Here is a 23,607-nt window from a genome sequence, read left to right as displayed (position 1 = left end):
GATGGGTAAATGGTTAACGGATTTGCGGCGATCAAGAGGGGGCTCTTGAGCGGAACACGCGACAGCGGACAGAAGCCAAAGCCATATTGACACGCGATGCCAGCCGTCCCCTTCATATCACTGCGTTATCGGCGGCAAGGGTTCCGGCGGCATGGACGTGCGGCAGCTTCGTTATTTCCTGGGCATCGTGGAGCATGGCTCGATCTCCCGCGCGGCGGAGGCGCTGCGGGTGGCGCAGCCGGCGCTCAGCCTGCATCTGAAGCGGATGGAGGAGGATTTCGGCTGCCAGCTGGTCCTGCGCACGGCGCGCGGCGTGGTGCCGACCGAAAGCGGGCGGCGGCTGGCGCAGCGGGCGGCGGCGCTGATCGAGTCGATGGACGGGCTGCGCGACGAGGTGCGCGCGGTGGAGGCCGTCCCCGCCGGTCCGGCCACGGTCGGTATTCCGACATCGCTGGGACCGGTGCTGACCGTGCCGCTGGCGCTGGCAGTGCGCCGCGACCATCCGCAGATCCGGCTGCGGGTGGTGGAAGGGCTGTCCGGCCATATGCGGGAATGGGTGCTGTCGGGGCAGCTCGATCTGGCTCTGGTGTTCGGCGCCGAGGAGATGGGCGGGCTGGAGACGGAGCTGGTGGCGCGGGAAAGCCTGCATCTGGTCGGACCGGCGGACGACCCGCTGCTGCGGGGCCGCAAGTCGATCCCCTTCGCCGAGGCGCTGGCCCTGCCGCTGATCCTGCCCGGCCGCCCCCACGGCGTACGCGAGGAGGTGGAGCACGCAGCATTGCTGGCCCGCGCCCGCGTCACCATCGCCATGGAGATCGACGCGCTGGAACAGATCAAGGCGCTGGTGGCGGAAGGCTGCGGCTATACCGTGCTGTCGGAGCGGGTGGCGCGCTATGGCGCGGTGGCGGAGCGCCTGACCGGCCTGCCCATCGTCGATCCGCAGATCGACCGTACCATCCTGCTGGCCCATGCCGCCGGCCGGCCGATGCCGGTCGCCGCCCGCGCGGCGCATGCCATCCTGCGCGACATCCTGGCCGGGCTGACGCGGGACGGCGGCTGGCGCTGAGCCGCCGTCGCCCTGTCGGGTTGACGGTGGTCAGGAGCCGAGATTGACGATCTCGACCCGGCGGTTGGTGTCGCTGGCGGGGTTGGCGGGATCGAGCAGTTGCTGCGATCCGCGACCGATCGCCACCAGCCGGTTGGGCGACACGGCGAAACTCCGGGTCAGGTAATCGCGCACCGAGGCAGCCCGCCGCTTCGACAAGGCGAGGTTGTAATCCGGATTTCCGACGCCGTCGGTGTGGCCGGTCAGCTGGAAGCGGTAGGCGGCGAGGTCCGGCGAGGTCAGGGCGCGGCCCAGCTCGTCGAGGATACCGGTTGCCTTGGGCGTCAGCTCCGCCGAGTTGAAGGCGAACTCCACCTGGAAGCTGATCCTGGGTGCGGCCTTCGGCTTCGCGGCAGCGGTGGTGGCGGGCGCCGATGCCGGCGGGGGTGCGGGTGGGGGTGCTGCCGCTTCGCCAGCGCCACCAGTGCCGAGCGCGAGGCCGCGGGTCCTGGGCTTCTCGTCGGGCTTCTCGTCGGGCTTCCCGTTGGCCGCGGGGGTGTCCGGCCGCAGGGCCCGGATGAAGTCCTCCGTCGTGGTGGGGGCGGCGGTCGGTTCGGTGGCCGCAGCCACGCCGCCGAATGCCAGCAACAGCGCCAATCCGGCAAACGCCGGCCGTAAGCCCCTGACCATTCCCATTCTCACGTCCCCATCCTCACGTCGGCTGTCTCCGATTCGGGCAAAGCCAGAGCCATGGTAATCGACCGCGTGTCCCGGTTCCAGGACCTGACGGCGGAGTTGTACTCTCCCGGGCCAACTCAGCCATGGAAACCCGGCGTTGCCGCTTCTCTGTCAATAATTGCGCCTCTATCATACCCTGATAACGCAATCGATCGGGGTGCACCGTGTTCGTTCTGTCGCAGGCCCAGATGGACCGGCTGGGGGAAGAGGATCTGATCCGCGCGGTGCACCGCTATCTCGCCGACCGCTTTCCGGACGCCGATCCGGTGCCGGCCGACCGCTTCCTCGCATTCGGACGGGACCAGCTGGCGCGGGCCGAGGGCCATGGCCTGACCACACGTTGGCAGGCCGCCTGCTACATCGTCACCGCGGCGCTGGCCGGCGACCGCTTCGATGAAGACAGCCCGGCGGCGCGCGAGGTGCTGGCCGATCCGGCGATGACCGCCGACCGGAAGGCGGAGTGGCTGACCGAGTGGGTGGACGCCATGATCGCCGCCCTGTCGCAGCGGGACTGACGCCATGGCGATCCTGTCCACGCTGACCGACATGGCCGAAAGCGCCACGGCGAAGGCCAAGGCGACCTACCAGACCCTGCGCACCGGCAGCCGTATGGCAACCGACACCGTCAAGGCCGGCCTGAAGGAGACCGGGGCGGCGGTGATGGAGGGCGACTTCAGCGGAGCGGCCAAGCGCGGCGCCAAGGCCGCCGGCCAGACGCTGACCGACGATCTCGCCAATCATTTCCGCCGGAACGCCCCGGTCCCCGCCAAGAACCCGACCATCCCCTGTTCCCAGGCGGAGATCGACGCCAAGGCGAAACGCGTCGCCGAACGGCAGGCGCTGATCAACGAGGCGCGCGAGAAGAAGGTCCTGCCGGAGGTGACGGAACGCTTCGCCCGCGACAACAAGGCGGTGGAGCGCGCAAGGCTGGCCGCCGACGTCTATCACCACGAGAACGGCCCGGATTCGCCGAAGACCCCGCCGCCGGGCTGGACCCGGCTGAGCGACGACCCGGCGGAGCTGCGCAAATACGGCCTGGTCCCCAGCGACCTGAACCCCGGCACCGCCTCGGGCTTCCGGGCGGAGCTGTATGTGGCGGACCCCAAGGTGTTCGGCTCCCCGCCGCAGGTCGTTCTGGTGCCGAAGGGAACCACCTTCACCGCCAAGGAGGATTGGATCAACAACCTGCAGCAGGGCATCGGCCTGCGCTCCGACTATTACGAGCGGGCGATCCAGGCGGCGCAGAAGGTCAAGAGCAAGGTCGGGCCGCGGTTGGAGATGGCGGGCCATTCGCTGGGCGGCGGGCTGGCGACCGCGGGTGCGGTGGTGGCCGACGTGCCCTGCACCACCTTCAACACGGCCGGCCTGAAGGATGATACGGTCGCCGCCTTCGGCAAGTCCCGCGCCAATGCCGGCAAGGTCACCAACTATCAGGTCGCCGGCGAGGTGCTGACCACCGCGCAGAACGCGGTCGGGCCGATGCCGACCAGCATCGGCAAGAATGTGCCGCTCGAGGCGGTCGACGAGCACGGCAACGCCTTCCAGGGTGCCGCTGCCGGCAAGAAGGGCATGGAGTATGTCAAGGGCGTCGCCGCCGATTCCGTCACCAAGCACGGCATGGCCTATCCGATCAACGCGCTGGAAAAGCAGAAGCGCGCGGACGAGGGCCAGCTGCGTGCCGCCCTGCACCGGTGAGGGCGCCGCAACGCGCCCCAAGCCCGGCCCCAAATCCGGCCACAAGCCCGGCATTGCCTTTCTCCGCCGGCTGTTGATCCTGGTGGCGCTGGCCGCAGCCGGCTGGACGCCACTTCCCACACTTCTTGCCGCGAGGTCCGCCATGGCCGCTCTGCCGCCCGCCAGCCACTTCTTCCCCGATGCCGCCACGGCAAGGCTGGCCGACGCCGCCGGACGGGGGGACGCCGCTGCCGTGCGCCAGCTCGTCGCCGCGGGCGCCGATCCGAATGCGGGCGGAACGGAGGGGATGACGCCGCTGCTGTTCGCCATCGCCAACAACAGCAAGGCGGGGGCCAAGGCCCTGCTGGAGGCCGGGGCCGATCCCAACCGTCGCGCCCGCGACGGGGAATCGGCGCTCACCATGGTGGCGTCGGGCACCGATACCGACTGGCTGCGCCTGCTGCTTGCCTTCGGCGGCGATCCCAACGCCCGCAATGCCATCGGCGAGCCGGTGCTGGTCAATGCCGGCCTGCGCCGCAACGCCGATGCCGTCCGCATCCTGCTGGACGCCGGTGCCGACATCGAGGCAACCGACGAGAGCGGCAGCACGGTGACGCTGGTGCTGGCCCGCATGAACCAGTTCCACGTCGTGGCCTATCTGCTGGGTCGGAACGCCGACGCACTGCACCGCTCGCCGGTGTCGGAGGATTCGGCGGCCGACTACATCTTCCATGCCGTCCTCGATCCGTCCTCGCCGCTTTCGGACTGGCAGCGGCGCTGCCGGCAGTACCTGCAGGCGCGTGGCATCGCGGCACCGCCGCCGCGCTGAGATTCGGGCTAAGAAGCCCTTCTCCCCTTGCGGGGCTTTTGCAGCGGACCACATCGCCGCGTTCCAGTAGAAGGGGCTCTCCGTCAGGGACCATTTTTGCCGCAGGACTCCGTGGTTCCCGGTCTTGCTCCGGCCACAGTGCGGCGATACCGTGCAGCCCACGCCGCAGCCGTCCCCGTGGGAACATGCACGACATCGTCATCCAAGTCCTCGGCGTTGCCGGGCTTCTCGCCCTCGTCAGCTTCCTGCCGCCGCTGGCCGCCCGCTTCCAGGTGCCCTACACGGTGCTGCTGGCGGGCGTCGGCGTGGCGCTGGGCGCGGTGATCCAGACCTTCGCCGGGCCGGGCAAGGACCCGTTCCACGACTTCCTGAACTCGCTGGCCGAGCTGGACGTCTCGTCCGACATCCTGCTGCACGTCTTCCTGCCGATCCTGCTGTTCGAAACGGCGCTGGCGGTCGATGTGCGGCGGCTGTTCGACGATCTGGGGCCGATCCTGCTGATGGCGGTGGTGGCGGTCTTCGTCTGTACCTTTGCCGTCGGCTATGCGGTCAGCCTGTTCACCTCGCTTGGGCTGGTCGCCTGCCTTCTGCTGGGGGCCATCGTCGCCTCCACCGATCCGGCGGCGGTCATCGGCATCTTCCGCGATCTCGGCGCGCCACGGCGGCTGACCACGCTGGTCGAGGGCGAAAGCCTGCTGAACGACGCCGCGGCCATCGCCCTGTTCACCCTGCTGCTGGAGATGCTGACGCGCACCTCCCATGGCGGGGCGGGGGCGGCGGCGTTGGATTTCCTGCGCGATTTCATCGGCGGCGTCGTCACCGGCTATATCTGCGGCCGCATCGTCTGCATGCTGGTGGAGCCGATGCGCAACCAGCCGATGGCGGAGATCACGCTGACGGTGGCGTTGGCCTACCTGTCCTACGTGATCGCGGAGCATTATGTCGGGGCGTCGGGCGTGGTGGCGGTGGTGGCGTCGGCCCTAGTCATCGGATCGGTCGGGCGCACCCGCATCTCCCCCGCCACCTGGGGCGCCATGGAGCATGTCTGGCAGCAGCTGGGCTTCTGGGCGAACTCCCTGATCTTCCTGCTGACCGCCATCCTGGTGCCGCGGCTGATGGCCGATGCCGGTTGGGCGGAGGTCGGGCTGGTCCTGGTGGTGGTGGCAGCCGCCTTCGCCGCGCGGGCGGTGGTGCTGTTCGGCCTGCTGCCGGTTCTGTCCTGGGCCGGGCTGGCGCAGAAGGTCAGCAATTCCTACAAGACGGTGATGCTGTGGGGCGGCCTGCGCGGGGCGGTGTCGCTGACGCTGGCGCTGGCGGTGACCGAGAATTTCCGCGTGCCGGACCGTGTTCAGAGCTTTGTCGCGGTGATGGTCACCGGCTTCGTCTTCGTCACGCTGTTCGTCAACGGCACCACGCTGCGCTGGCTGATCCGCGTGCTGAAGCTGGACGAACTGACGCCGGTGGAGCGCGCCATGCGCAACCGGGCGCTGGCGCTGTCCACCGACAGCATCCGCGACCGCGTCGCCGCCGTCGCCCAGACCTATGAGGTCGACGGCGCCGTCAAGGACGTGATGATCGCCCGCTACGAGGAGCGGCTGAAGAAGATCGACCAGGACAGCCGGGACGAGGCGAAGCTGACCGACGAGGACCGCATCACCATCGGCCTCGTCATCCTGGTGAACCGCGAGGAAGAGCTCTATTACGCCCACTTCTCCGAAGGGGTGGTGTCGCGCGCGGTGATGGAGATGCTGGCCGGGCGCAGCGGCCGGCTGCTGGACGCCGTCAAGGCCCAGGGCCGCAACGGCTACCGCGCCTTCGAGGAGCCCTTCATCGCCTTCTCGCCCTGGATGCGGGGCGCCAGCTGGCTGCAGCGCCGCTTCGGCATCCATCGCCCGCTGGCCCGGCGCCTGTCGATGCGGTTCGAGGTGCTGGTCGCGGTGCGCACCGTGCTGCGCGAACTGCTGGCCTTCACCCGCGACCGGCTGGCCCGCGTGCTGGGGCAGGAGGTGGCGTTCGAGCTGGAAGGCATGCTGGTCGGACGGCTTGGCATCGTCGAGCAGGCGCTGTCGGCCCTGAAGCTGCAGTATCCCGACTATGCCGTGGTGCTGCAGAGCCGCTACGTCGGCCGCGCCGCCCTGCGGCTGGAGCATGCCGATTATCGGACCCTCTACGCCGAATCGATCATCAGCCAGGAGGTGCTGACCGACCTGGAGCGCGACCTGGAGCAGCGGCGCCGGGTGCTGGAGCGCCTGCCGAAGCTGGATGTCCGCTTCGACGTGGCGGAGTTGGTGCGCCGGGTGCCGCTGTTCGCCGGCCTGCCGGCGGAGCGGGTGACGACCATCGCCACGCTGCTTCGGGCGCAGCTGGCCCTGCCGGGCGAGACCATCGTGCGCAAGGGCGAGCGCGGCGACGCCATGTTCTTCATCGCGTCCGGCGCGGTCGAGGTGCTGGTGCCCAATCTGGCGGAGCCGGTGAAGCTGGGTACCGGCGACTTCTTCGGCGAGATGGCGCTTCTGACCCGTCAGCGGCGCAATGCAGACGTGCGGGCGCTCGGCTATTGCCAATTGCTGGTGTTGGATGAGAAGGATTTCCGCCGGCTGGTGCAGAAGGACGCGGATCTGCGATCCCACATCCAGGCGGTCGCCGAGGCGCGCCGGCAACCGACCCAGTCGGCCCCGGCCGTCCCGGCGGTGAGCTGACCGCAGGGAAGGGATTTTTTCATGGGCGAGACCGCGACGGGCGGCGGCCAGACCTGGCTGCGCCTGATGCCGGGTCTTTTCGTGCTGCTGTGGAGCACCGGCTTCATCGGGGCGAAATACGGGCTTCCCTATGCGGAGCCGCTGACCTTCCTGCTGATCCGGCTGGGGCTGGTCGCGGTCGTGCTGGCGCTGGTGGCGCTGGCGAGCCGCGCACCCTGGCCGAAGGACTGGGCGACGGCCGGGCGGATCGCGCTGGCCGGTCTGCTGGTGCACGGCGTCTATCTCAGCGGCGTCTTCCTCGCCATCGCCCACGGGTTGCCGGCCGGCGTCACGGCGCTGGTCGTCGGCATCCAGCCGCTGCTGACCGCCGCGCTGTCCGGCCCGCTGCTGGGCGAACGGGTGAGCGGCCGGCAATGGGCCGGTCTGCTGCTGGGCCTCGCCGGCGTCGGGCTGGTGGTGCGGGAGAAGCTGTCGGTCGATGCGGAGCATCTGATCGGCATCGGCTATGCCGTCGCGGCGCTGGTCGGCATCACGCTGGGCACGCTCTACCAGAAGCGCCACGGTGGCGGGATGGACCTGCGCAGCGGCACCGCGATCCAGTATGCCGCCACCGCGCTGGTGCTGGCCGTCGCCGCGCCACTGACCGAAACCATGCAGGTGCAATGGACGGGGGAGTTCCTGTTCGCCCTGCTGTGGCTCAGCTTCGTGCTGTCGGTCGGCGCCATCTTCCTGCTGTTCGCCCTGATCCGCCGCGGGGCCGCGGCCAAGGTCGCCAGCCTGTTCTACCTGACCCCGCCTGTCACCGCGCTGGTCGCCTGGATCCTGTTCGGCGAGAAACTGGGCGTCGCGGCGCTGGCCGGCATGGCGGTGGCGGTCTGCGGCGTCGCGCTGGTGAACCGGAAGTGAGCGAAAGCGCCGGGCAGGGCAAAATTTCGCTGGATCGTTCGGTGGGTCAGCAATCTAATATGTCTGACAAATCGATAAATCCCCCGGGAGGGAAGCGATGGCGGACGTGCTCGATTTCGGCAGCTTCGACTACATCATCGCTGGCGGCGGTACGGCCGGCTGCGTGCTGGCCAACCGGCTGTCGGCCGATCCGGACGTCTCGGTCCTGCTGCTGGAGGCGGGCGGCAAGGACAGCTGGGTGTGGCTGCACATCCCCGCCGGCTACCTGTTCTGCATCGGCAACCCGCGCACCGACTGGTGCTTCAAGACGGAGGCGGAGGCCGGGCTGAACGGCCGCAGCATCCACTATGCCCGCGGCAAGGTGCTGGGAGGCTGTTCGTCGATCAACGGCATGATCGCCATGCGCGGGCAGGCGCGCGATTACGACGAATGGGCCGCGATCACCGGCGACAGCCGCTGGAGCTGGAAGGAGGTCCTGCCGGTCTTCAAGGGCAGCGAGGATTACTGGCGCGGCGCTGACGAGATGCACGGCGTCGGCGGCGAATGGCGGGTGGAGCGGCAGCGGCTGCGCTGGGACCTGCTGGACCGCTTCGCCGAGGCGGCGCATCAGGCCGGCATCCCGCGCTCCGACGACTTCAACCGCGGCGACAATTTCGGGGTCGGCAGCTTCGAGGTGAACCAGAAGGGCGGCATCCGCTGGAGCGCGGCCAAGGCCTTCCTGCGCCCGGCGCTCGACCGGCCGAACCTGAAGCTCGCCATCGAGGCGGCCATCGACAAGGTGGAGATCGCCGACGGCCGCGTTACCGGCGTCCGCTTCACCGTGAAGGGGGAGGCGGCGCGGGCGACCTCCAGGATCGAGACGGTGCTGGCCGCCGGTTCCATCGGCAGCCCGGCGATCCTCCAGCGTTCCGGCATCGGCCCGGCGGAGCACCTGAAGTCGCTCGGCATTCCGGTGGTGCTGGACGCGCCGGACGTCGGCGCCAACCTGCAGGACCATCTGCAGCTGCGTATGATCTACAAGGTCGATGGGGTGCTGACGCTGAACAAGCGGGCGGGCAGCCTGTTCGGCAAGGCGATGATGGGGCTGGAATACGCGCTGTTCCGCAAGGGGCCGCTGACCATGGCGCCCAGCCAGCTCGGCGTCTTCGCCAAATCCTCGGCGGAGATGGAGACGGCCGATCTGGAATACCATGTGCAGCCGCTGTCGCTGGAGAAGTTCGGCGATCCGCTGCACGGTTTCCCGGCCTTCACCGCCAGCGTCTGCGACCTGCGCCCGGCCTCGCGCGGCTGGACCCGCATCACCTCGGCCGATCACCGCGAGAATCCGGCCATCGCCCCCTGCTACCTGTCCGACCCGGCCGACCGGGCGAAGGCGGCAAAGGCGCTGGCGCTGACCCGCCGCATCGTCGCGCAGCCGGCGCTCGCCCCCTATCATCCGCAGGAATACAAGCCCGGCCCAAGCTTTCAGACCGAGGAGGAGTTGGCGAATGCGGCGGGCGACATCGGCACCACCATCTTCCATCCCGTCGGCACCTGCCGGATGGGCGGCAGGGACGACGCCACCGCCGTGACCGATGCCGAGATGCGGGTGCGCGGGGTGCGCGGGTTGCGGGTGATCGACGCCTCGGTGATGCCGACCCTGACCTCTGGCAACACCAACACGCCGACGGTGATGATCGCCGAGCGCGGCGCCGCCCTGATGCGTGCGGACCGCCGCGCGGCGTTGCGGGGGTAGCAAAGCAAGCCCTCTCCCCAGGGGAGAGAGGGCGATGCAATCATCGCCCCGTGCTGTAGACGCCGTGGATGCCGAACTCCACCGGCTGGCCGGTGAGGTGCTTGGTCAGCAGGGTGGCGACCTCCCCGGCGGCCGGCTTGCCGTCGAGTGCGGCGAGGTCCCTCTGCAGCGCCGCCATCGGCTTGGGCGAGGCTATGGCGAGGAAATGGTCGGCGCCGAATGGCGGCTCCACCGTCAGGGCCAGCCGGTAGGGACCGCCCTTCGGGATTTGCGCCGGGTCGCTGCGTTCCGCCAGCGGGTAGAGGTAGTTGACCGTCCCGTCGGCCGCGAGGTTGATCAGGGTGAAATAGGTCCCGCTGTTGCCGCGGATGTCGAGGGAGACCGTCTCGCCCTGGCGGTAGTTGCGGTCGCCCGGCTCCAGCGCCAGGGCCAGCGGGCGGTCCTGCGCCGCCGCCTTCACCCGCACCACCAGCGACCATTTGTCGACCACCCCCTGCACCCGCCGCCGGGTTTCCGGGGACATCGGGTCGCCGGCGATGCTGGCCAGCACGTCGCCCATCGAGCTGACCACCTCGCCGGTGGCGCTGTCCCAGACCAGGGCGGGATCGGTCTTGCCGGCCATCTCGATGCCGGAAAGTCCGGAGGCGAGAGTCTTCACCGCCGCCGGCTTGCCCAGGATGCGCAGCGGGATAGGCCCGGCAGCGGGCAGCAGGGACGGCGGCTTCGGCTTGGTGGCGACCGGGTCGATCAGCGGAACCTCGCCACGGCCGCGCGGCTGGACCTGCGGATGCTGCTTGCCTTCCAGAGCCATGCGGACGGCGCTGCGGATATGCGCCTCCAACTCCCCCTTGGTGACGATGCCGTCGCCGTCGCGGTCGGCCTGTCCGCGCAGCGCGTTGGCGAAGGCCCAGCTGAGCGCGCCGCGCGGCTTGCGGTCGATCATCACCTCGGGCGCCAGTTCATGCTCCGCCACCGCGGCGAAGAAGGTGACGTGCGGCTGGTCGTCCGCCTCCGCCTGCAGGGCGGCGCGGGTGGGCGGGGGCAGGGCGTCGTCCTCGATGCGGTCGACCGGTGCGCCGTCGATCTTCGCCGCCCGCGTGCCCAGCATGCCGGCGCGGTCGTCGAAGCCGCGGGTCATCGTGCCGGAATGGCAGGAATCGGAGATGAAGATCACCCGGCGCGGGGCGGCTTCCTTCAGCAGCACGGCGATCTCGTCGTCGGTCAGGCGCTGGGCGGTGCCGGGACCGCGCGGGGCGAAATCGGCCAGCACCAGGAACTCGTCCATGCCGTCAACCTCGCTGCCGGGCACACGTTCCGGTTGCTGCGCTCCATGGCCGGCGAAGGTCAGAACCAGTGTCGAGTCGGAGGAGGTCTCGGCGATCAGTTCCCGCCACGCCGATATGATCCGGCTGCGTTCAGCGTCGCCGTCGATGAACAGGCGCAGCTTCTTGACGCCGAGACTCTTCAGCGCGGCGCTGATGTCGCGCGCGTCGTTGACGGCGCCCTGCAGCGGGTTGATCCGAGTGTAGCGGTCGATTCCGATTACCAGCGCCGCGATTTCCGCCCGCGCCGGATTCGCCGCCGCCACGACCGTCCCGGCGGCAAGACCGGCCGTCAGGCCGGCCAGAATCCTCGCTGCCATCCGGCGTCGCATTATTCCGAACATCATAGCCCCCAAAATCCGAACATCATACCTCTCCCGGAAATCCGTGCCGCAAAGGCTACAGACGGAAAAATTCGATAAAAGGCCGCACGAATTGGTAGTAATGACCCCTTCCGTTACAGTTGTTGCTGTGGCAGCGTTGCGGCGGGTCCTGATCGGTGACGGGGTGCGCCCACTGTGGGGGTGGTGCGGACGGCCCGGAGTTCTGGATCTGATCGAAATATGTCTTGAACAGAAAAGCAAACGGGAATCCAGGTCATGCGAAGCAACCGTGCCAAGGCAAGCCTCGTATCACTCACCATCGTCGCCATGGCGCTCAGCGGCTGCGTGACCACGCAGACGGATCGCATCGGCGCCAATGATGGCAGCGACGCCTGCTACCAGTACCGCGTGGCGCTCGATTCGACTGGCAACTACTATGCCGAGGACATGCTGAAGGGCGCGGCCATCGGCGCCGGCGTCGGCGCGCTGTCCGGCGCCCTTGTCGGCGGCAACGTGAAGAGCGCGCTGATCGGCGCCGCCGCCGGTGCGGCCCTGGGCACGCTGGGCGGCTACTGGAACTCGCGGTCGCAGCAGGGCCGCGACCAGGCGATCCTGGGCGTGATGAGCGACCTCGATACCGAGAACCAGAACCTGAGCCGCACCCAGGTCGCTCTCGACCAGCTGGTGAACTGCCGCCGCGCCGAGATCGCACGCGTCAAGGCCGACTACAAGGCGAACCGCATCGCCAAGCCGGAAGCCGAGAAGCGGCTGGCGGCGATCCGCGGCCAGCTGGACAAGGATTACGCCATCGCCAGCAGCATCAACCAGAACATCGTCAAGCGCCGCGACGAGTATCTGATCGCCGCCGACAACATCGAGCCGGGCGCGGCCGAGAAGATCCGCACCAAGACCGCGGTCAAGACCCAGACGAAGAAGAAGCCGGCGAAGCAGACGGCCACCACCCAGGCCGCCCAGGTGGTCGAGCGCACCAACACCGCCTTTGAGACGTCGGAGCGCATCAACGCCACCACCAGCAGCATCCAGCAGATCGCCCAGAAGGAAGCGACGCTGGACGCCGTCTGATCGGTGCGGTCCGATGACCTGACCGGCGGCGGTCTTCCGCAGAGGGCGCGCGGGACCGCCGCCGGACGACACCAGTGCAAGCGGAACGGATGATGGCCGGCTGTCTTTCTCGCCTGAACGCGCGCCTGCGGCGCGGCGTTCTTCCCGCCGTCCTGCTGGGCGCGCTCCTCGGCACGCTGGCGGGGTCCTTCGCGGTCCGGCCGGTGCTGGCGGGCGACGCCTCCACGGGGGCGTTCCTGCGGATCGAGACCGGCGGCCACACCGCCCGCGTCAACCGGCTGGCCAGCGACGCCCAGGGCCGGCTGATCGCCACCGTTTCCAACGACAAGTCCCTGCGCCTGTGGGCGCGCGACGGCGGGGAGCCGCTGGGCGTCCTGCGCGTGCCGATGGAGGCGGGGGACGAGGGCGCGCTCTATGCCGTGGCCCTGTCGGCCGACGGGTCTCTGGCGGTCGCCGCCGGCAACACCGGGTCGAGCTGGGGCGACGGCGTCACGCTCTACCTGTTCGACGTCAAGGCGCAGCGGCTGAAGGCCCGGCTTCCGGGGCAGCCGCAGGTGCTGAACGATCTCGCCTTCTCGCCCGACGGGCGCTTCGTCGCCGGGGCCTTCGGCGGCACCGCCGGCATCCGCGTGTGGGACAGCGCCAGTTTCAAGCTGGTCGCCGAGGACACCGCCTATGAGGCACGGGTGTCGGCGCTCGCCTTCGCGCCCGACGGGCGGCTCGCCACCGCGTCCTTCGACGGCAATGTCCGTCTCTACGACACCGCCTTCAAGCCGAAGGCCAAGCGCAAGCCGGGCAAGGGCATGCCCTATTCGGTCGCCTTCTCGCCGGACGGGGCGCTGCTGGCGGTCGGCTATGCCGATCAGGCGCAGGTCGACGTGCTGGCCGCCGCCGACCTGAAGACGCGCCACACCGCCAAGGCCACCGGCGTCACCGGCGGCAGCTTCGCCGCGGTCGCCTGGGACGGGACGGCGCTGGTCGCCGCCGGCACCGCGACGGTGGACGGCAAGCGCAACGTGGTGCGGCGCTGGGCCGATGCCGGCAAGGGTGCCTACACCGACACGCCCGCCGCGCGCGATTCCGTGACCCATCTGCTTGCCCTGCCGGGCGGCGGGGTCGCCTTCGCCGCCGCCGATCCGGGATGGGGCGTGATCGACCCGGCCGGCCGGCTGCAGTTCGCCCGCATGGGCGACGTCGCCGACTACCGCGACATCCATCTCGGCCGCTTCGGCCTGTCCGAGGACGGGCTGGTGCTGGAATTCGGCATGGAACAGGGCGGCGGGCGGCCGATGCGCTTTGACGTGCTGGCCCGCAGCCTGACCCCGGCGGCGGACGCGCTGCCCGGCCTTGCCCGGCCGGCGGCGGACGGTCCGGGGATCGGCGTTTCCGATTGGCGCAACACCCGCACCCCCAAGGTCAACGGCCAGCCGGTGAAGCTGGACAGCGGCGAATGGGCGCGCAGCGTCACGGTCCTGGGCAAGCAGCGCCGCGTCCTGCTGGGCGGGGAATTCAGCCTGCGCCTGCTCGACTCCGCCGGGGCCGAGCTTGCCCGCGCCGAGGTGCCGGCCGCCGTGTGGGGCGTCGTCGCGTCGGCCGACGGGCGCGTCGCCGTGGCGGCGCTGGGCGACGGCACGTTGCGCTGGTACGCGCTGTCCGGAGGATCCCGCCCGCTGGAGGAATTGGCGGCGCTGTTCCCGCACCGCGACGGCCGCCGCTGGGTGCTGTGGACGCCGGAGGCCTTCTTCGACCATTCCGAAAGCGGGGGCGAGACGCTGGTCGGCTTCCACCTGAACGACCCGAAGAAGAAGGGCAGCCAGTGGGTCGAGTTCAAGCAGGTCTACCGCGTGTTCAACGCCCCGGAACTGGTGCGCGCCAAGCTGCAGCAGAGCGGTCAGGCGGAGATCGCCGCGCGGCTGTCCGCCATCGGCGACATCCGCCTGCTGACCCAGCGCCGTCCGCAGGTGACCCTGCTGGATTACTGCACCGTGCCCGCCGCCAGCCGTGGTCTGGCGCTCGGCACCGGGGCCACGGAAGCGGCGGCGGCTCCAGTTCAGGCGGCTGCGGCGCCCGTGGCATCCGCGACGGTTCCCACGACCGCCGAAACCTGTCATCCGCTCGACATGACGCCGGTCAGCCGCGCCTTCGCGCGCGCCAAGGAACCGGCGCCCGCCCCGCAGGCGGTGCCCCAGGCAATTGCCAAGCCCGCGCCGCAGGGACCGGAGCTTGACGTTGCGGCGGAGGAGCCGCGCCTGTCGGTCACGCTGCCTGAGGGGGTCGGATCGGTGCGGTTGCGCTACCGGCTGGCCGACACCGGCGGCGGCATCGGCTCGGTCGACCTGTTCCGCAACGGCCGCAACGTCAGCGGCCAGGACAAGTCCCGCGCCTTCGCCCGCGCCAAGGAGCCGGCGCCCGCCTTCCAGCCGGCCCCCCCGCCAGCCGTTCAAGCCCAGCCTGCGGCCGGCGCCACGCCGGCGGACGCCAACAAGGACCAGCCCCCGCCGCCGGAGGAGCGCGTCAGCACCGTCCGTCTCGATCCCGGCAGCAACCGGGTGCAGATCCGCGCCTACAACGGCAGCGACGCGATCTACGAACGCTCGCCGCTGGTCGATTTCGTGCTGCCCAAGCCGGTGGAGACCGCCGATACGTCAACGGCGGGCGCCAAGGCCGAGCGCGCCGCCCCGGCCAAGCCGCGGCTGATCACCTTCGTCGTCGGCATCGACAAGTACCGGCCGGAGGGCACGCAGCTGCGCTTCGCCCGTGCCGATGCCTCTTCCTTCGCCGAGGCGCTGAGCGGTCGCGTTCCCGCCGGTTACGACCGGGAGCAGTCGCTGGTACTGTCCAAGGCGCTCTATGACGAGCAGGCGAGCCGCGACGCCGTGATCGCCGGGCTGGAGGATCTCGCCGCCAACGCGCGGGAGGAGGATACCGTCGTCCTCTATCTCGCCGGCCATGGCGTGATCGTGCCGTCGCCGAAGGACCCCTCGGTCAAGCTCTACCACTTCATCACCCAGAACGTGACCGCCGCCACCCCCCAGGCGATCAGCGAGCAGGGGCTGTCGGAGAAGGAGCTGAACCGGCTGGTCAGCGCGATTTCCGCCCGCAACGTGCTGGTGATGCTCGACACCTGCCATTCGGGCGCGGTGTCGGCGGGTACGGTCGACAAGCTGTACCAGGACATGGGACAGCGCTACCTGCTGGCCGCCTCGTCGGAGCAGGAGGAGGCGCTGGACAGCTATGACGGCCGCAACGGCATCTTCGCCCATGCGGTGCTGGAGGGGCTGAAGGGCAAGGCCCTGCTGCCGGGGGACGAGGCGATCTACAACCTCACGCTCGGCCAGTATGTGAACCGCGCGGTGCCGCGCCTGGCGCGCGAGAAGAAGTGGAGCCAGTCCGCAATCTTCAAGACCGGCGGCAACGAGCTGAATCCCTTCCCGCTGGCGGCGCCGCAGCCCGGTCAACCCTGAGCGGGACCCCCTGCCGGGCAGGCGCGGCGGTAGGACCATCCGCCGCGCATACCCCGGATTCGACAGCTAGAAATGGCTAGATAAAGTTCGGTTAGTTCGTTCACAGTGTTTTTAAAATAGGGGCCGGACCGCTTTCGGGACGGCGCGCGGATTGGGGTGGACATGCAAGGCGGCGATCAGTTTGGCGGCATGCCCGGACCGGAAACGGAACGTACGGTCCTGATGCCGACGCCGGGTGGCCGGCGCGCATCCGGTACGCCCGGTGGCGGGGAACCACCCGCCGCGGCACGGGTGGAGGCCGTCGGCGTTCCCGGGCCGGCGCTGGCCGGCATCTTCGCCGCCCGCTCGCCGCTGGCCGCCGCCGCCTCGCCGGTGCTGCTGCTGGCGGCCCGGCTGAACGACGTGACCGGGGTTCCGGACCTGGAATCGCTGCGCCAGCGCGTGATCTCTGCCCTGCGCGACTTCCAGCATTGGGTGACGAAGTCCGGCATGGACGCCGCGACCCAGGCGACCGCCCATTACGCGCTCTGCGCCCTGATCGACGACATCGTGCTGAACTCGCAATGGGGCAGCCAGAGTTCCTGGACGCGCCAGAACGTCACCAGCATGTTCCACAAGAACGTCGTCGGCGGCGACCAGTTCTATGAGCGGCTCGCCTCGGCCCGGCAGGATCCGGGCAAGTACGGCGACCTGCTGGAGCTGATGTATCTCTGCCTGTCGCTGGGCTTCCGCGGCCGCTACCGCGTCGCCGGACGGCAGGACAGCGAGCATGCCCGCATCCGCGAGGACGTCTACAACATCCTGGTCAAGCACCGCGGCTATGCTGACCGCATCCTCTGCCCGAACGCGGCGGCGCTAGCGATGGACTATCGTCCGCCGCGCAGTTCGCTGCCGGTTTGGGTAGCCGGGGCCGGCACGGCGCTGTTCCTGCTGCTGCTGTTCCTGGGCTTGAGCTTCCTGCTGAACGGCGCGTCGGACCGGCTGTTCGCCGGCATGGGCGGCCTGCCGCCGCATGGCGGCGTGGTGATCGAGACGCCGGCCCCGGTCAAGCTGGCCGAAGCGGCACCGCCGCCGCCGCAGATCGCCCCGCCGCCCCCGCCGCAGACCACCCAGGTCCAGCGCGTGCGCAAGTTCCTGGAGCCGGAGATCGCCGAGGGGCTGGTCGAGGTGACGGAGGACGCGCTGTCCATCACCGTGCGCATGCGCGGCAGCAACCTGTTCGCCAGTGGCAGCGCCGGCCTGAACGACAAGGTGCGGGGATCGGTGCTGCGCGTCGGGCGCGCGGTGGCGGAGGAGCCGGGCGCGGTGCTGATCACCGGCCACACCGACAATGTGCCGATGACCGGCGGCGGGCGGTTGCGCTTCCCGTCGAACTGGCACCTGTCGAAGGCCCGCGCCGAATCCGTGATGGCGGAGTTCGACCCGCTCTTCGCCGACAAGTCCCGCCTGAAGGCGGAGAGCAAGGCCGATACCGAGCCGGTGGCGTCCAACGACACGCCTGAGGGCCGGGCGGCGAACCGCCGGATCGACATCATCCTCAAGAAGTGAGCGGAGCCGCCTCGGAAAAGGGGCGGTGCCAGCGGCCGGAAAAGATCAGGGACAGGGGTATCGGAATGAGTCGGCTGACCGCCATCTTGCTCTCCCGCGCAGTGCTGGGCTTCATCGGTGCGGCCATCGCGGCGGCGCTGATCGCGCTGCTGGCGCCGTTGGCCGGGCTGGAGATGCCCTGGCTGGCCGTGGCCGCCGCCGTGCCCTTCCCGATCCTGGCGGTCGTGCTGGTGCTGCTGAAGCGGCGCGACGCGAAGGCCGAGGAACGGATGACGGCGGAGCTGACCGGCGGCAGCGACGCGGCCCGCATGGCGGCGATGGACCAAGCCGATGAGGTCGCCGGGTTGCGCAAGACCTTTGCCGAATCGCTGGCCCTGCTCAAGGCCGGGCGTAAGCAGCGGGGGCTGGGCGACGGCTATCTCTACTCCACCCCCTGGTACGTCATCATCGGCCCGCCGGGCGCGGGCAAGACCACGGCGCTGCTGAAGAGCGGCCTGAATTTCCCGCTGGCGGACCAGACCGGGGCCAAGCCGCTGAAGGGCGTCGGCGGCACCCGGCAATGCGACTGGTGGTTCGCCGACGAAGCCATCTTCCTCGACACCGCCGGGCGCTACACCACCCAGGACAGCCACGAGGCGGTCGACCAGACCGGCTGGGGTGCCTTCCTGAAGCTGTTGAAGGACGCGCGGTCGCGCCAGCCGATCAACGGCGTGCTGGTGGCGATGGCGGTTCCCGACCTCGCCGCCGCCGGGCCGGAGGAGCGGGCGCAGCATGCCGCCGCCATCCGCCGCCGCCTGCGCGAACTGTACGAGACCCTCAAGGTCAAGGCGCCTGTCTATCTGCTGCTGACCAAGGCCGACCTGATCGCCGGCTTCAACGAGTTCTTCCACGACCTGAACCGGGACGAACGCCGGCAGATCGTCGGCGTCACCCTGCCGGCGGCAGAAAGCGAACTGGGCGATGCCGGCATGGCGACGCTGGGCAGCGAGTTGGACGGCATCGCCGGGCGGCTGTCCGCCCGCGCCGTCGACCGCATCCAGCAGGAGCATGCGCAGGAGCGCCGCGGCGCCATCTTCGCCTTCCCGTCGCAGCTGGCCTCGCTGAAGGAGCCGCTGCTGGATTTCGTCGCCGCCGCCTTCAAGGCCAACCGCTACGAGCCGGCGCTGCGGCTGCGCGGCATCTATTTCACCAGCGGCACCCAGGAGGGCACGCAGATCGACCGGCTGATCGGCGGGCTGGCCGAGAGCTTCGGCCTGCCGGCCGCACCCTTCCGCGGCGGCGCCGTCGCCGCCGGGCAGCAGCGCAGCTATTTCCTCGGCGGGCTGCTGAACGATCTGGTGTTCCGCGAGGCCAATCTGGTCGGCTTCGACCCGTCGGCGGAGCGGCGGCGCATCTGGGTGCCGCGCATCGCCTACAGCCTGTTCGGGCTGGTGACGGCCGCCGCCACCGCCGCCTGGGTCGCCAGCTATCTCGGCAATGCCGGGCTGATCGAGCGCGAACAGCAGGCGGTCGACGCCTATCGACCGAAGGCGGAGGCGCTGGCCGCCGGCACCGTCGCCGACGACGACATCCGCCGCGTGCTGCCGGTGCTGAACGAACTGCGCGCCCTGCCGGCCGGGCATGACACGCTGGCGCTGAAGCAGAAGCTGGCGCTCGATTTCGGGCTTTACCAGGGCGACAAGCTGGAGGAAGCCGGCGACGCGCTCTACCGCCGCGCGGTCAATGGGCTGCTGGTGCCGCGCATGCTGGTGCGGGTGCAGCGCGACCTGCGCGACCGGCTGATCGCCGACGACGCCCCGGCGGTGGAGGCGCTGCTGCGGCTGTACCTGACGCTGGGCGGCGCCGGCCCGGTCAACGGCGAGGAGGTGAAGGCCTGGACCGCCGGCTGGCTGCGCCGCGTCTCGCCCCCGCCGGGCGAGGACGAGACCAAGGCGATCCTCGGCCACATCGACGCCGGGCTGGGCGCCCCCGCCGGCCTGCCGAAGCTTAACCTCGACGCCGAACTGGTCCGGCAGGCGCGAGAGGTGCTGGCCCGCACGCCGCTGGCCGCCCGCGCCTATGCCGCCATCCGCGACGGCGAGGCCGCGCGCAAGCTGCCGGACTGGCGCCCGTCCGACCAGGCCGGGCCGGAAGGCGACCGGGTGTTCCGCCGCTCCTCCGGCGCACGCTTCAGCGACGGCGTTCCGGGCTTCTACACCCTGCAGGGCTTCACCGGCGTGATGCTGCCGGGTCTGCCCGGTGCGGCGCGGTCGGTGCGCGACCTCAGCTGGCTGCTCGGCCCCCCGCGCGGGGAGGAGGCCGGGCCGGAGCTGGAGACGGCGGCGCTGACGCTCTATCTGCGCGATTATGCCGGCCGCTGGGACGCTCTGCTGAACGACATCACCCTGGTGCCGGCGGCCAACCCGCAGGCGCTGGGCGAGGCGGTCAACATCCTGTCCGGCCGCAACTCCCCCCTGCAGAAGCTGCTGGCGGCGGTGGCCAACGAGACGACGTTGCAGCGCGTGCCGGAGGCGCCGGCCGGCGCCGCTCCCGCGGTGGCGGCGGTGGCCGCGGCGGTCGCCGACAGCGGCGTCGCCAAGCTGGTCAGCCAGATGGTGGACGACCGCTTCCGCCCGCTGAACGACTTCACCCGCAACAGCGGCAATGCCCGGCTGGAGGAGCTGCTGCGCCAGCTGGAGGGCGTGCATGCGGTTCTGGCGCGGCTGTCGCTGGGGGCGGGAAGCGGGCAGAAGCTGTTCGATCTGGCGGCCAGCGGCGGCGGCGAGGTGTTCCAGAAGCTTGCCACCGACATGGCCTATTACCCGCAGCCGGTCCGCCGCTGGACCGAGGAACTGGTGGAGCAGGGCACGGCGCGCACGCTGAGCGGCGCCCGGTCGCAGATCAACGCCGAATGGCAGAGCACGGTGCTGCCCTGGTGCCGCCGCGCGCTGGACAACCGCTATCCCTTCGTCAAGGGCGCCTCGGCCGATGTCGGCATGGATGATTTCGCCCGGATGTTCGCCCCCGGCGGGCTGATCGACGCCTTCTTCACCAACCGGCTGCGCCCCTTCGTCGACACCACGCGGGAGCCGTGGCGCTGGCAGCCGTCCGCCGCCGACCTCGGCATTCCGTCCTCGGTGCTGCCGGCCTTCCAGCATGCGGCAATGATCCGCGACGCCTTCTTCCCCGACGGCGGCCGGGTTCCCTCGCTGCGCTTCGAGCTGCGCCCGACCTATCTCGGCGCCGGGGTGGAGCAGGTGGATCTGGACATCGATGGCCAGCGCATGACCTTCGCCCGCAACGCCACGCTGGCGCAGGGGCTGCAATGGCCGAAGCCGGGCGGGGCGGGCGACCTGCGCGTCACCTTCACCGGCCAGCCGACCGAGCCGCCGGAGATGACCCAGCGCACCGGCAGCTGGGCGTGGTTCCGCACGCTGGATGCCAACCGCGGCCGCAAAGGTTCGGTGCCCGACCGCATCCCGCTGAGCTTCGGCGCCGCCGGCAAATCGGCCAGCTTCGACGTGCGGATGACCAGCGCCGTCAACCCCTTCTCGATCCGCGACCTCAAGGACTTCCGATGCCCGGACAGTCTGTGATGGGCAATAGCGGCTGTTTCGGGAAGCTGCCGGCGCGGGGCGATTTCCTGCTGCGCGGGCTGCCGCGCAGCTTCGCCGACCCCTGGCACGACTGGCTGCTCGATGGGTTGCAGGCCAGCCGCGCCGCGCTGGGCGAGGGGTGGATGGACCGCTACCTCAACGCGCCGATCTGGCGCTTCACGCTGGAGGCCGGGGTCTGCGGGCCGCAGGCGGCGGCCGGCGTGATGATGCCCAGCGTCGACAAGGCCGGGCGGCAGTTCCCGCTGGCGCTGGTCGCCCTGTACGCCCCCGGCCAGACCGCCGCCGGGGCCGAAGCCGATGCCGCATGGTTCGAGGCGGCGGAGGAGCTGGCGCTGTCGGTCCTGACCCACACGCTGGACGTTGAGGCCTTCGTCGGCTCCGTCGCCGCCCTGTCGGTGCCGCATCTGGCTGACGCGGCGCCGTCCGCCGGCGCCCGCTGGTGGACGCTGGGCGGGGAGGGCGTGGCGGAGCAGGGCTTTACCAGCGCCGGCCTGCCGCCGTCCGCCGGCTTTACCGATTTCCTGACCGGCCGTGCCGAGGAGGAGGGGGCGTGATGCAGTTCACGCAGGACGACCGTCTGCTGTCGCTGGAAACCCCGGCCGGACCCGACGTGCTGCTGGTGGAGCGGGTGCAGGGGCGCGAGGCGCTGTCCAGCCCCTTCCTCTACCGCATCGACGCGCTCGGCCCCATCGAGCCGCTGGCGGCCGAGACCATCGTCGGCAACAGCGTCAACATCGGCTTCCGCCAGCTGGACGGGCAGCGCCACTACGTCAACGGCATCGCGCGCTCGCTTGGCGTCGGCGTGCCGGTGGGGCGCGACCAGCGCTATTACACGATAGAGGTGGTGCCCTGGCTGTCGCTGCTGTCCTACACCAGCGATTGCCGCATCTTCCACAGCCTGGGCGGCGGCGGGCCGATGGCGGTGCCGAAGATTGTCGAGACGATCTTCCAGGAATTCGGCTTCTCCAACTTTGAATTCCGCAGCCTGAGCGGCAGCTACCAGCCGCGTGAATATTGCGTCCAGTACAACGAGACCTATTTCGACTTCATCAGCCGCCTGCTGGAAGAAGAGGGCATCTATTACTACTTCGCGCATGAGCGCGACCGCCACAAGCTGATCCTGTCGGACAGCGCCGCCGGCTATGCCAAGCTGTCGCCGGCGACCCTGCGCTTCAACCCCAGCGGCCAGTATGCCGACCAGATCGAGCGGTGGGAGCGGGTCTATTCCATCGCGTCGGGTCGCTGGGCGACCAAGGACTACGATTTCCAGGCGCCGCGCACCGCGCTGGACAGCGGCGAGGCGTCGGTTTCCAAGGTGCCGGTTTCCACCAAGTACGAGCTGTTCGAATATCCCGGCCGCTATGCCACGCGCGATGCCGGATCGGCGCTCGCCCGCCGCCGGATGGAGACGGAGGAGCGTGGGCTGGAGGGGGTGCGCGGCGTCGGTGCCTGCCGCAGCCTGCATCCCGGCATGACCTTCGCCCTGACCGAACACCCGACGGCGGCGGAGAACAACCAGCCCGTGGTGGTGGCGGAACTGGAGTTCGACGCCTGCAACGAGGGCTTCCTGCCCGGCGACAAGCGCAAGGCGTCCTACGGCAACAGCTTCCGCGCCCTGCCGGCCAAGGCGGTGGTGCGGCCGGCGCGGCGGACGCCGAAGCCGTCGGTGCGCGGCATCCAGACCGCCTTCGTCGTCGGCCCGGCGGGGGAGGAGATCTACACCGACAAGTTCGGCCGGATCATGGTGCAGTTCCATTGGGACCGCCGCGGCCGGTCGGACGAGAAAAGCTCCTGCTGGATCCGGGTGGCGCAGAGCTGGGCCGGGCATCAGTGGGGCATGCAGACGGTGCCGCGCATCGGCATGGAGGTGCTGGTCGATTTCGTCGATGGCGATCCCGACCGCCCGATGGTGATCGGCGTCGTCAACAACGCCGACGCGCTGCCGACCTACGCCCTGCCCGAACACAAGACGCGCTCCGGCATCAAGACGCGCAGCTCGCCCGGCGGGCGCGGCTTCAACGAAATCCGCTTCGAGGACAAGGCCGGCAAGGAACAGGTCTTCGTCCATGCCCAACGCGACTACGACCTGCGCATCGGCCATGACAGCCGGACGTCAGTGGCATCGGGCCAGCATGTGAACGTCGCCGGCGGCCTGTGGGAGTGGGTTGGCAAGAATCACCACGCCACGGTGGACGGCGACCATGTGGAATCCATCGGCGGTGGCGTGTCGCGCACGGTCGGCGTCGATCTGCACGACAAGATCGGCACCAACTATGCCGTCAATGCCGGGGCGAACCTGTGCCTGGAGGCCGGCGCCTCGCTGACGCTGAAGGTCGGCGGCAACTTCATCACGCTGAGCCCGGCCGGCATCGCCATGAACGGCACCATGGTGCTGATCAACAGCGGCGGCGCCGCCAACGGGCTGAGCGCCTCGCCGGCCAAGCCGGTCAAGCCCTCGCCCGCCGACAAGGACAAGGGCGGAACGATCCCGGCCCCGCCGAAGGCGAAGCTGCCGCGCCCGGCGCAAAGTCACACCCCGAAGACCGCGGCCCAGGCCATGGTGATGCGCAGCGCCGCCGCGTCCAACACGCCGCTGTGCGAGATCTGCCAGACATGAACCCCGGCATGAACCCAGGCACGAGCAG

Annotated in this window: 15 protein-coding genes; 13 read left to right on the top strand and 2 right to left on the bottom strand. The window is 70.1% G+C overall.

Going from position 1 to position 23,607, the window contains the following annotated elements; translation table 11 throughout:
- Nucleotides 1-151 precede the first annotated feature (151 nt).
- Nucleotides 152-1,066: a LysR substrate-binding domain-containing protein gene (locus FZ983_RS25815; RefSeq protein WP_149226805.1), complete on the top strand. Its 915-nt coding sequence runs from the start codon at nucleotides 152-154 to the stop codon at nucleotides 1,064-1,066.
- Nucleotides 1,067-1,096: 30 nt separating this feature from the next.
- Here FZ983_RS25815 and FZ983_RS25810 read toward each other — a convergent pair whose 3' ends face one another.
- On the bottom strand, nucleotides 1,097-1,693 hold the full coding sequence (locus FZ983_RS25810; protein WP_188092507.1) for an OmpA family protein: 597 nt from the start codon (nucleotides 1,691-1,693) through the stop codon (nucleotides 1,097-1,099).
- Nucleotides 1,694-1,947: 254 nt separating this feature from the next.
- Here FZ983_RS25810 and FZ983_RS25805 point away from each other — a divergent pair, with 254 nt between their 5' ends.
- From FZ983_RS25805 to FZ983_RS25780, 6 genes are all read left to right on the top strand, one after another.
- Nucleotides 1,948-2,298 carry a hypothetical protein gene (locus FZ983_RS25805; RefSeq protein ID WP_149226801.1) on the top strand — a complete coding sequence of 117 codons (351 nt, stop codon included), beginning with the start codon at nucleotides 1,948-1,950 and terminating at the stop codon, nucleotides 2,296-2,298.
- Between the two features lie 4 nt (nucleotides 2,299-2,302).
- Entirely contained in the window at nucleotides 2,303-3,478 is a 1,176-nt protein-coding gene (locus FZ983_RS25800; protein WP_149226799.1) for a phospholipase, read from the top strand.
- Complete coding sequence (locus tag FZ983_RS25795) at nucleotides 3,459-4,286, top strand: ankyrin repeat domain-containing protein (RefSeq protein ID WP_247883980.1); 828 nt, start codon at nucleotides 3,459-3,461, stop codon at nucleotides 4,284-4,286. The genes FZ983_RS25800 and FZ983_RS25795 overlap by 20 nt, the downstream gene beginning before the upstream one ends.
- Nucleotides 4,287-4,471: 185 nt before the next feature.
- Entirely contained in the window at nucleotides 4,472-6,985 is a 2,514-nt protein-coding gene (locus tag FZ983_RS25790; protein ID WP_149226797.1) for a cation:proton antiporter, read from the top strand.
- A 21-nt stretch (nucleotides 6,986-7,006) separates the two neighbouring features.
- The gene (locus FZ983_RS25785) at nucleotides 7,007-7,891 is read left to right on the top strand and encodes a DMT family transporter (protein WP_149226795.1); all 885 of its coding nucleotides are present in this window, start codon (nucleotides 7,007-7,009) and stop codon (nucleotides 7,889-7,891) included.
- Nucleotides 7,892-7,988: 97 nt separating this feature from the next.
- Nucleotides 7,989-9,626: a GMC family oxidoreductase N-terminal domain-containing protein gene (locus FZ983_RS25780; protein WP_149226793.1), complete on the top strand. Its 1,638-nt coding sequence runs from the start codon at nucleotides 7,989-7,991 to the stop codon at nucleotides 9,624-9,626.
- 40 nt (nucleotides 9,627-9,666) lie between these two features.
- Here FZ983_RS25780 and FZ983_RS25775 read toward each other — a convergent pair whose 3' ends face one another.
- Nucleotides 9,667-11,268 carry a caspase family protein gene (locus FZ983_RS25775; RefSeq protein ID WP_247883979.1) on the bottom strand — a complete coding sequence of 534 codons (1,602 nt, stop codon included), beginning with the start codon at nucleotides 11,266-11,268 and terminating at the stop codon, nucleotides 9,667-9,669.
- 279 nt (nucleotides 11,269-11,547) lie between these two features.
- Here FZ983_RS25775 and FZ983_RS25770 point away from each other — a divergent pair, with 279 nt between their 5' ends.
- From FZ983_RS25770 to tssI, 6 genes are all read left to right on the top strand, one after another.
- Nucleotides 11,548-12,354: a YMGG-like glycine zipper-containing protein gene (locus FZ983_RS25770; protein WP_149226789.1), complete on the top strand. Its 807-nt coding sequence runs from the start codon at nucleotides 11,548-11,550 to the stop codon at nucleotides 12,352-12,354.
- A gap of 92 nt (nucleotides 12,355-12,446) precedes the next feature.
- Nucleotides 12,447-15,818, top strand: coding sequence for a caspase family protein (locus FZ983_RS25765; protein ID WP_247883978.1), 3,372 nt, complete (start codon nucleotides 12,447-12,449; stop codon nucleotides 15,816-15,818).
- Between the two features lie 222 nt (nucleotides 15,819-16,040).
- Nucleotides 16,041-17,366, top strand: coding sequence for a type IVB secretion system protein IcmH/DotU (icmH, locus tag FZ983_RS25760; RefSeq protein ID WP_247883977.1), 1,326 nt, complete (start codon nucleotides 16,041-16,043; stop codon nucleotides 17,364-17,366).
- Nucleotides 17,367-17,431: 65 nt separating this feature from the next.
- Nucleotides 17,432-20,941: a type VI secretion system membrane subunit TssM gene (gene tssM / locus FZ983_RS25755; protein ID WP_149226783.1), complete on the top strand. Its 3,510-nt coding sequence runs from the start codon at nucleotides 17,432-17,434 to the stop codon at nucleotides 20,939-20,941.
- The gene (gene tagF / locus FZ983_RS25750) at nucleotides 20,923-21,516 is read left to right on the top strand and encodes a type VI secretion system-associated protein TagF (RefSeq protein ID WP_149226781.1); all 594 of its coding nucleotides are present in this window, start codon (nucleotides 20,923-20,925) and stop codon (nucleotides 21,514-21,516) included. Before tssM ends, tagF begins: the two co-directional genes overlap by 19 nt.
- Entirely contained in the window at nucleotides 21,516-23,579 is a 2,064-nt protein-coding gene (tssI, locus tag FZ983_RS25745) for a type VI secretion system tip protein TssI/VgrG (RefSeq protein ID WP_149226779.1), read from the top strand. Before tagF ends, tssI begins: the two co-directional genes overlap by 1 nt.
- Nucleotides 23,580-23,607 lie beyond the last annotated feature (28 nt).

The sequence above is a fragment of the Azospirillum sp. B21 genome (genome assembly GCF_008364825.1).
In the GTDB taxonomy this organism is placed as follows: domain Bacteria; phylum Pseudomonadota; class Alphaproteobacteria; order Azospirillales; family Azospirillaceae; genus Azospirillum.
This window is presented reverse-complemented; position numbering and strand designations above follow the sequence as displayed.

Excerpts from the sequence above, each read along its gene's own strand:
- FZ983_RS25800 (WP_149226799.1), top strand. The coding sequence starts at position 2,303 with ATGGCGATCCTGTCCACGCTGACCGACATGGCCGAAAGCGCCACGGCG.
- FZ983_RS25790 (WP_149226797.1), top strand. The coding sequence starts at position 4,472 with ATGCACGACATCGTCATCCAAGTCCTCGGCGTTGCCGGGCTTCTCGCC.
- FZ983_RS25770 (WP_149226789.1), top strand. The coding sequence starts at position 11,548 with ATGCGAAGCAACCGTGCCAAGGCAAGCCTCGTATCACTCACCATCGTC.
- FZ983_RS25780 (WP_149226793.1), top strand. The coding sequence starts at position 7,989 with ATGGCGGACGTGCTCGATTTCGGCAGCTTCGACTACATCATCGCTGGC.
- FZ983_RS25765 (WP_247883978.1), top strand. The coding sequence starts at position 12,447 with ATGGCCGGCTGTCTTTCTCGCCTGAACGCGCGCCTGCGGCGCGGCGTT.
- tssM (WP_149226783.1), top strand. The coding sequence starts at position 17,432 with ATGAGTCGGCTGACCGCCATCTTGCTCTCCCGCGCAGTGCTGGGCTTC.
- tssI (WP_149226779.1), top strand. The coding sequence starts at position 21,516 with ATGCAGTTCACGCAGGACGACCGTCTGCTGTCGCTGGAAACCCCGGCC.
- FZ983_RS25775 (WP_247883979.1), bottom strand. The coding sequence starts at position 11,268 with ATGGCAGCGAGGATTCTGGCCGGCCTGACGGCCGGTCTTGCCGCCGGG.
- FZ983_RS25815 (WP_149226805.1), top strand. The coding sequence starts at position 152 with ATGGACGTGCGGCAGCTTCGTTATTTCCTGGGCATCGTGGAGCATGGC.
- tagF (WP_149226781.1), top strand. The coding sequence starts at position 20,923 with ATGCCCGGACAGTCTGTGATGGGCAATAGCGGCTGTTTCGGGAAGCTG.
- icmH (WP_247883977.1), top strand. The coding sequence starts at position 16,041 with ATGCCGACGCCGGGTGGCCGGCGCGCATCCGGTACGCCCGGTGGCGGG.
- FZ983_RS25785 (WP_149226795.1), top strand. The coding sequence starts at position 7,007 with ATGGGCGAGACCGCGACGGGCGGCGGCCAGACCTGGCTGCGCCTGATG.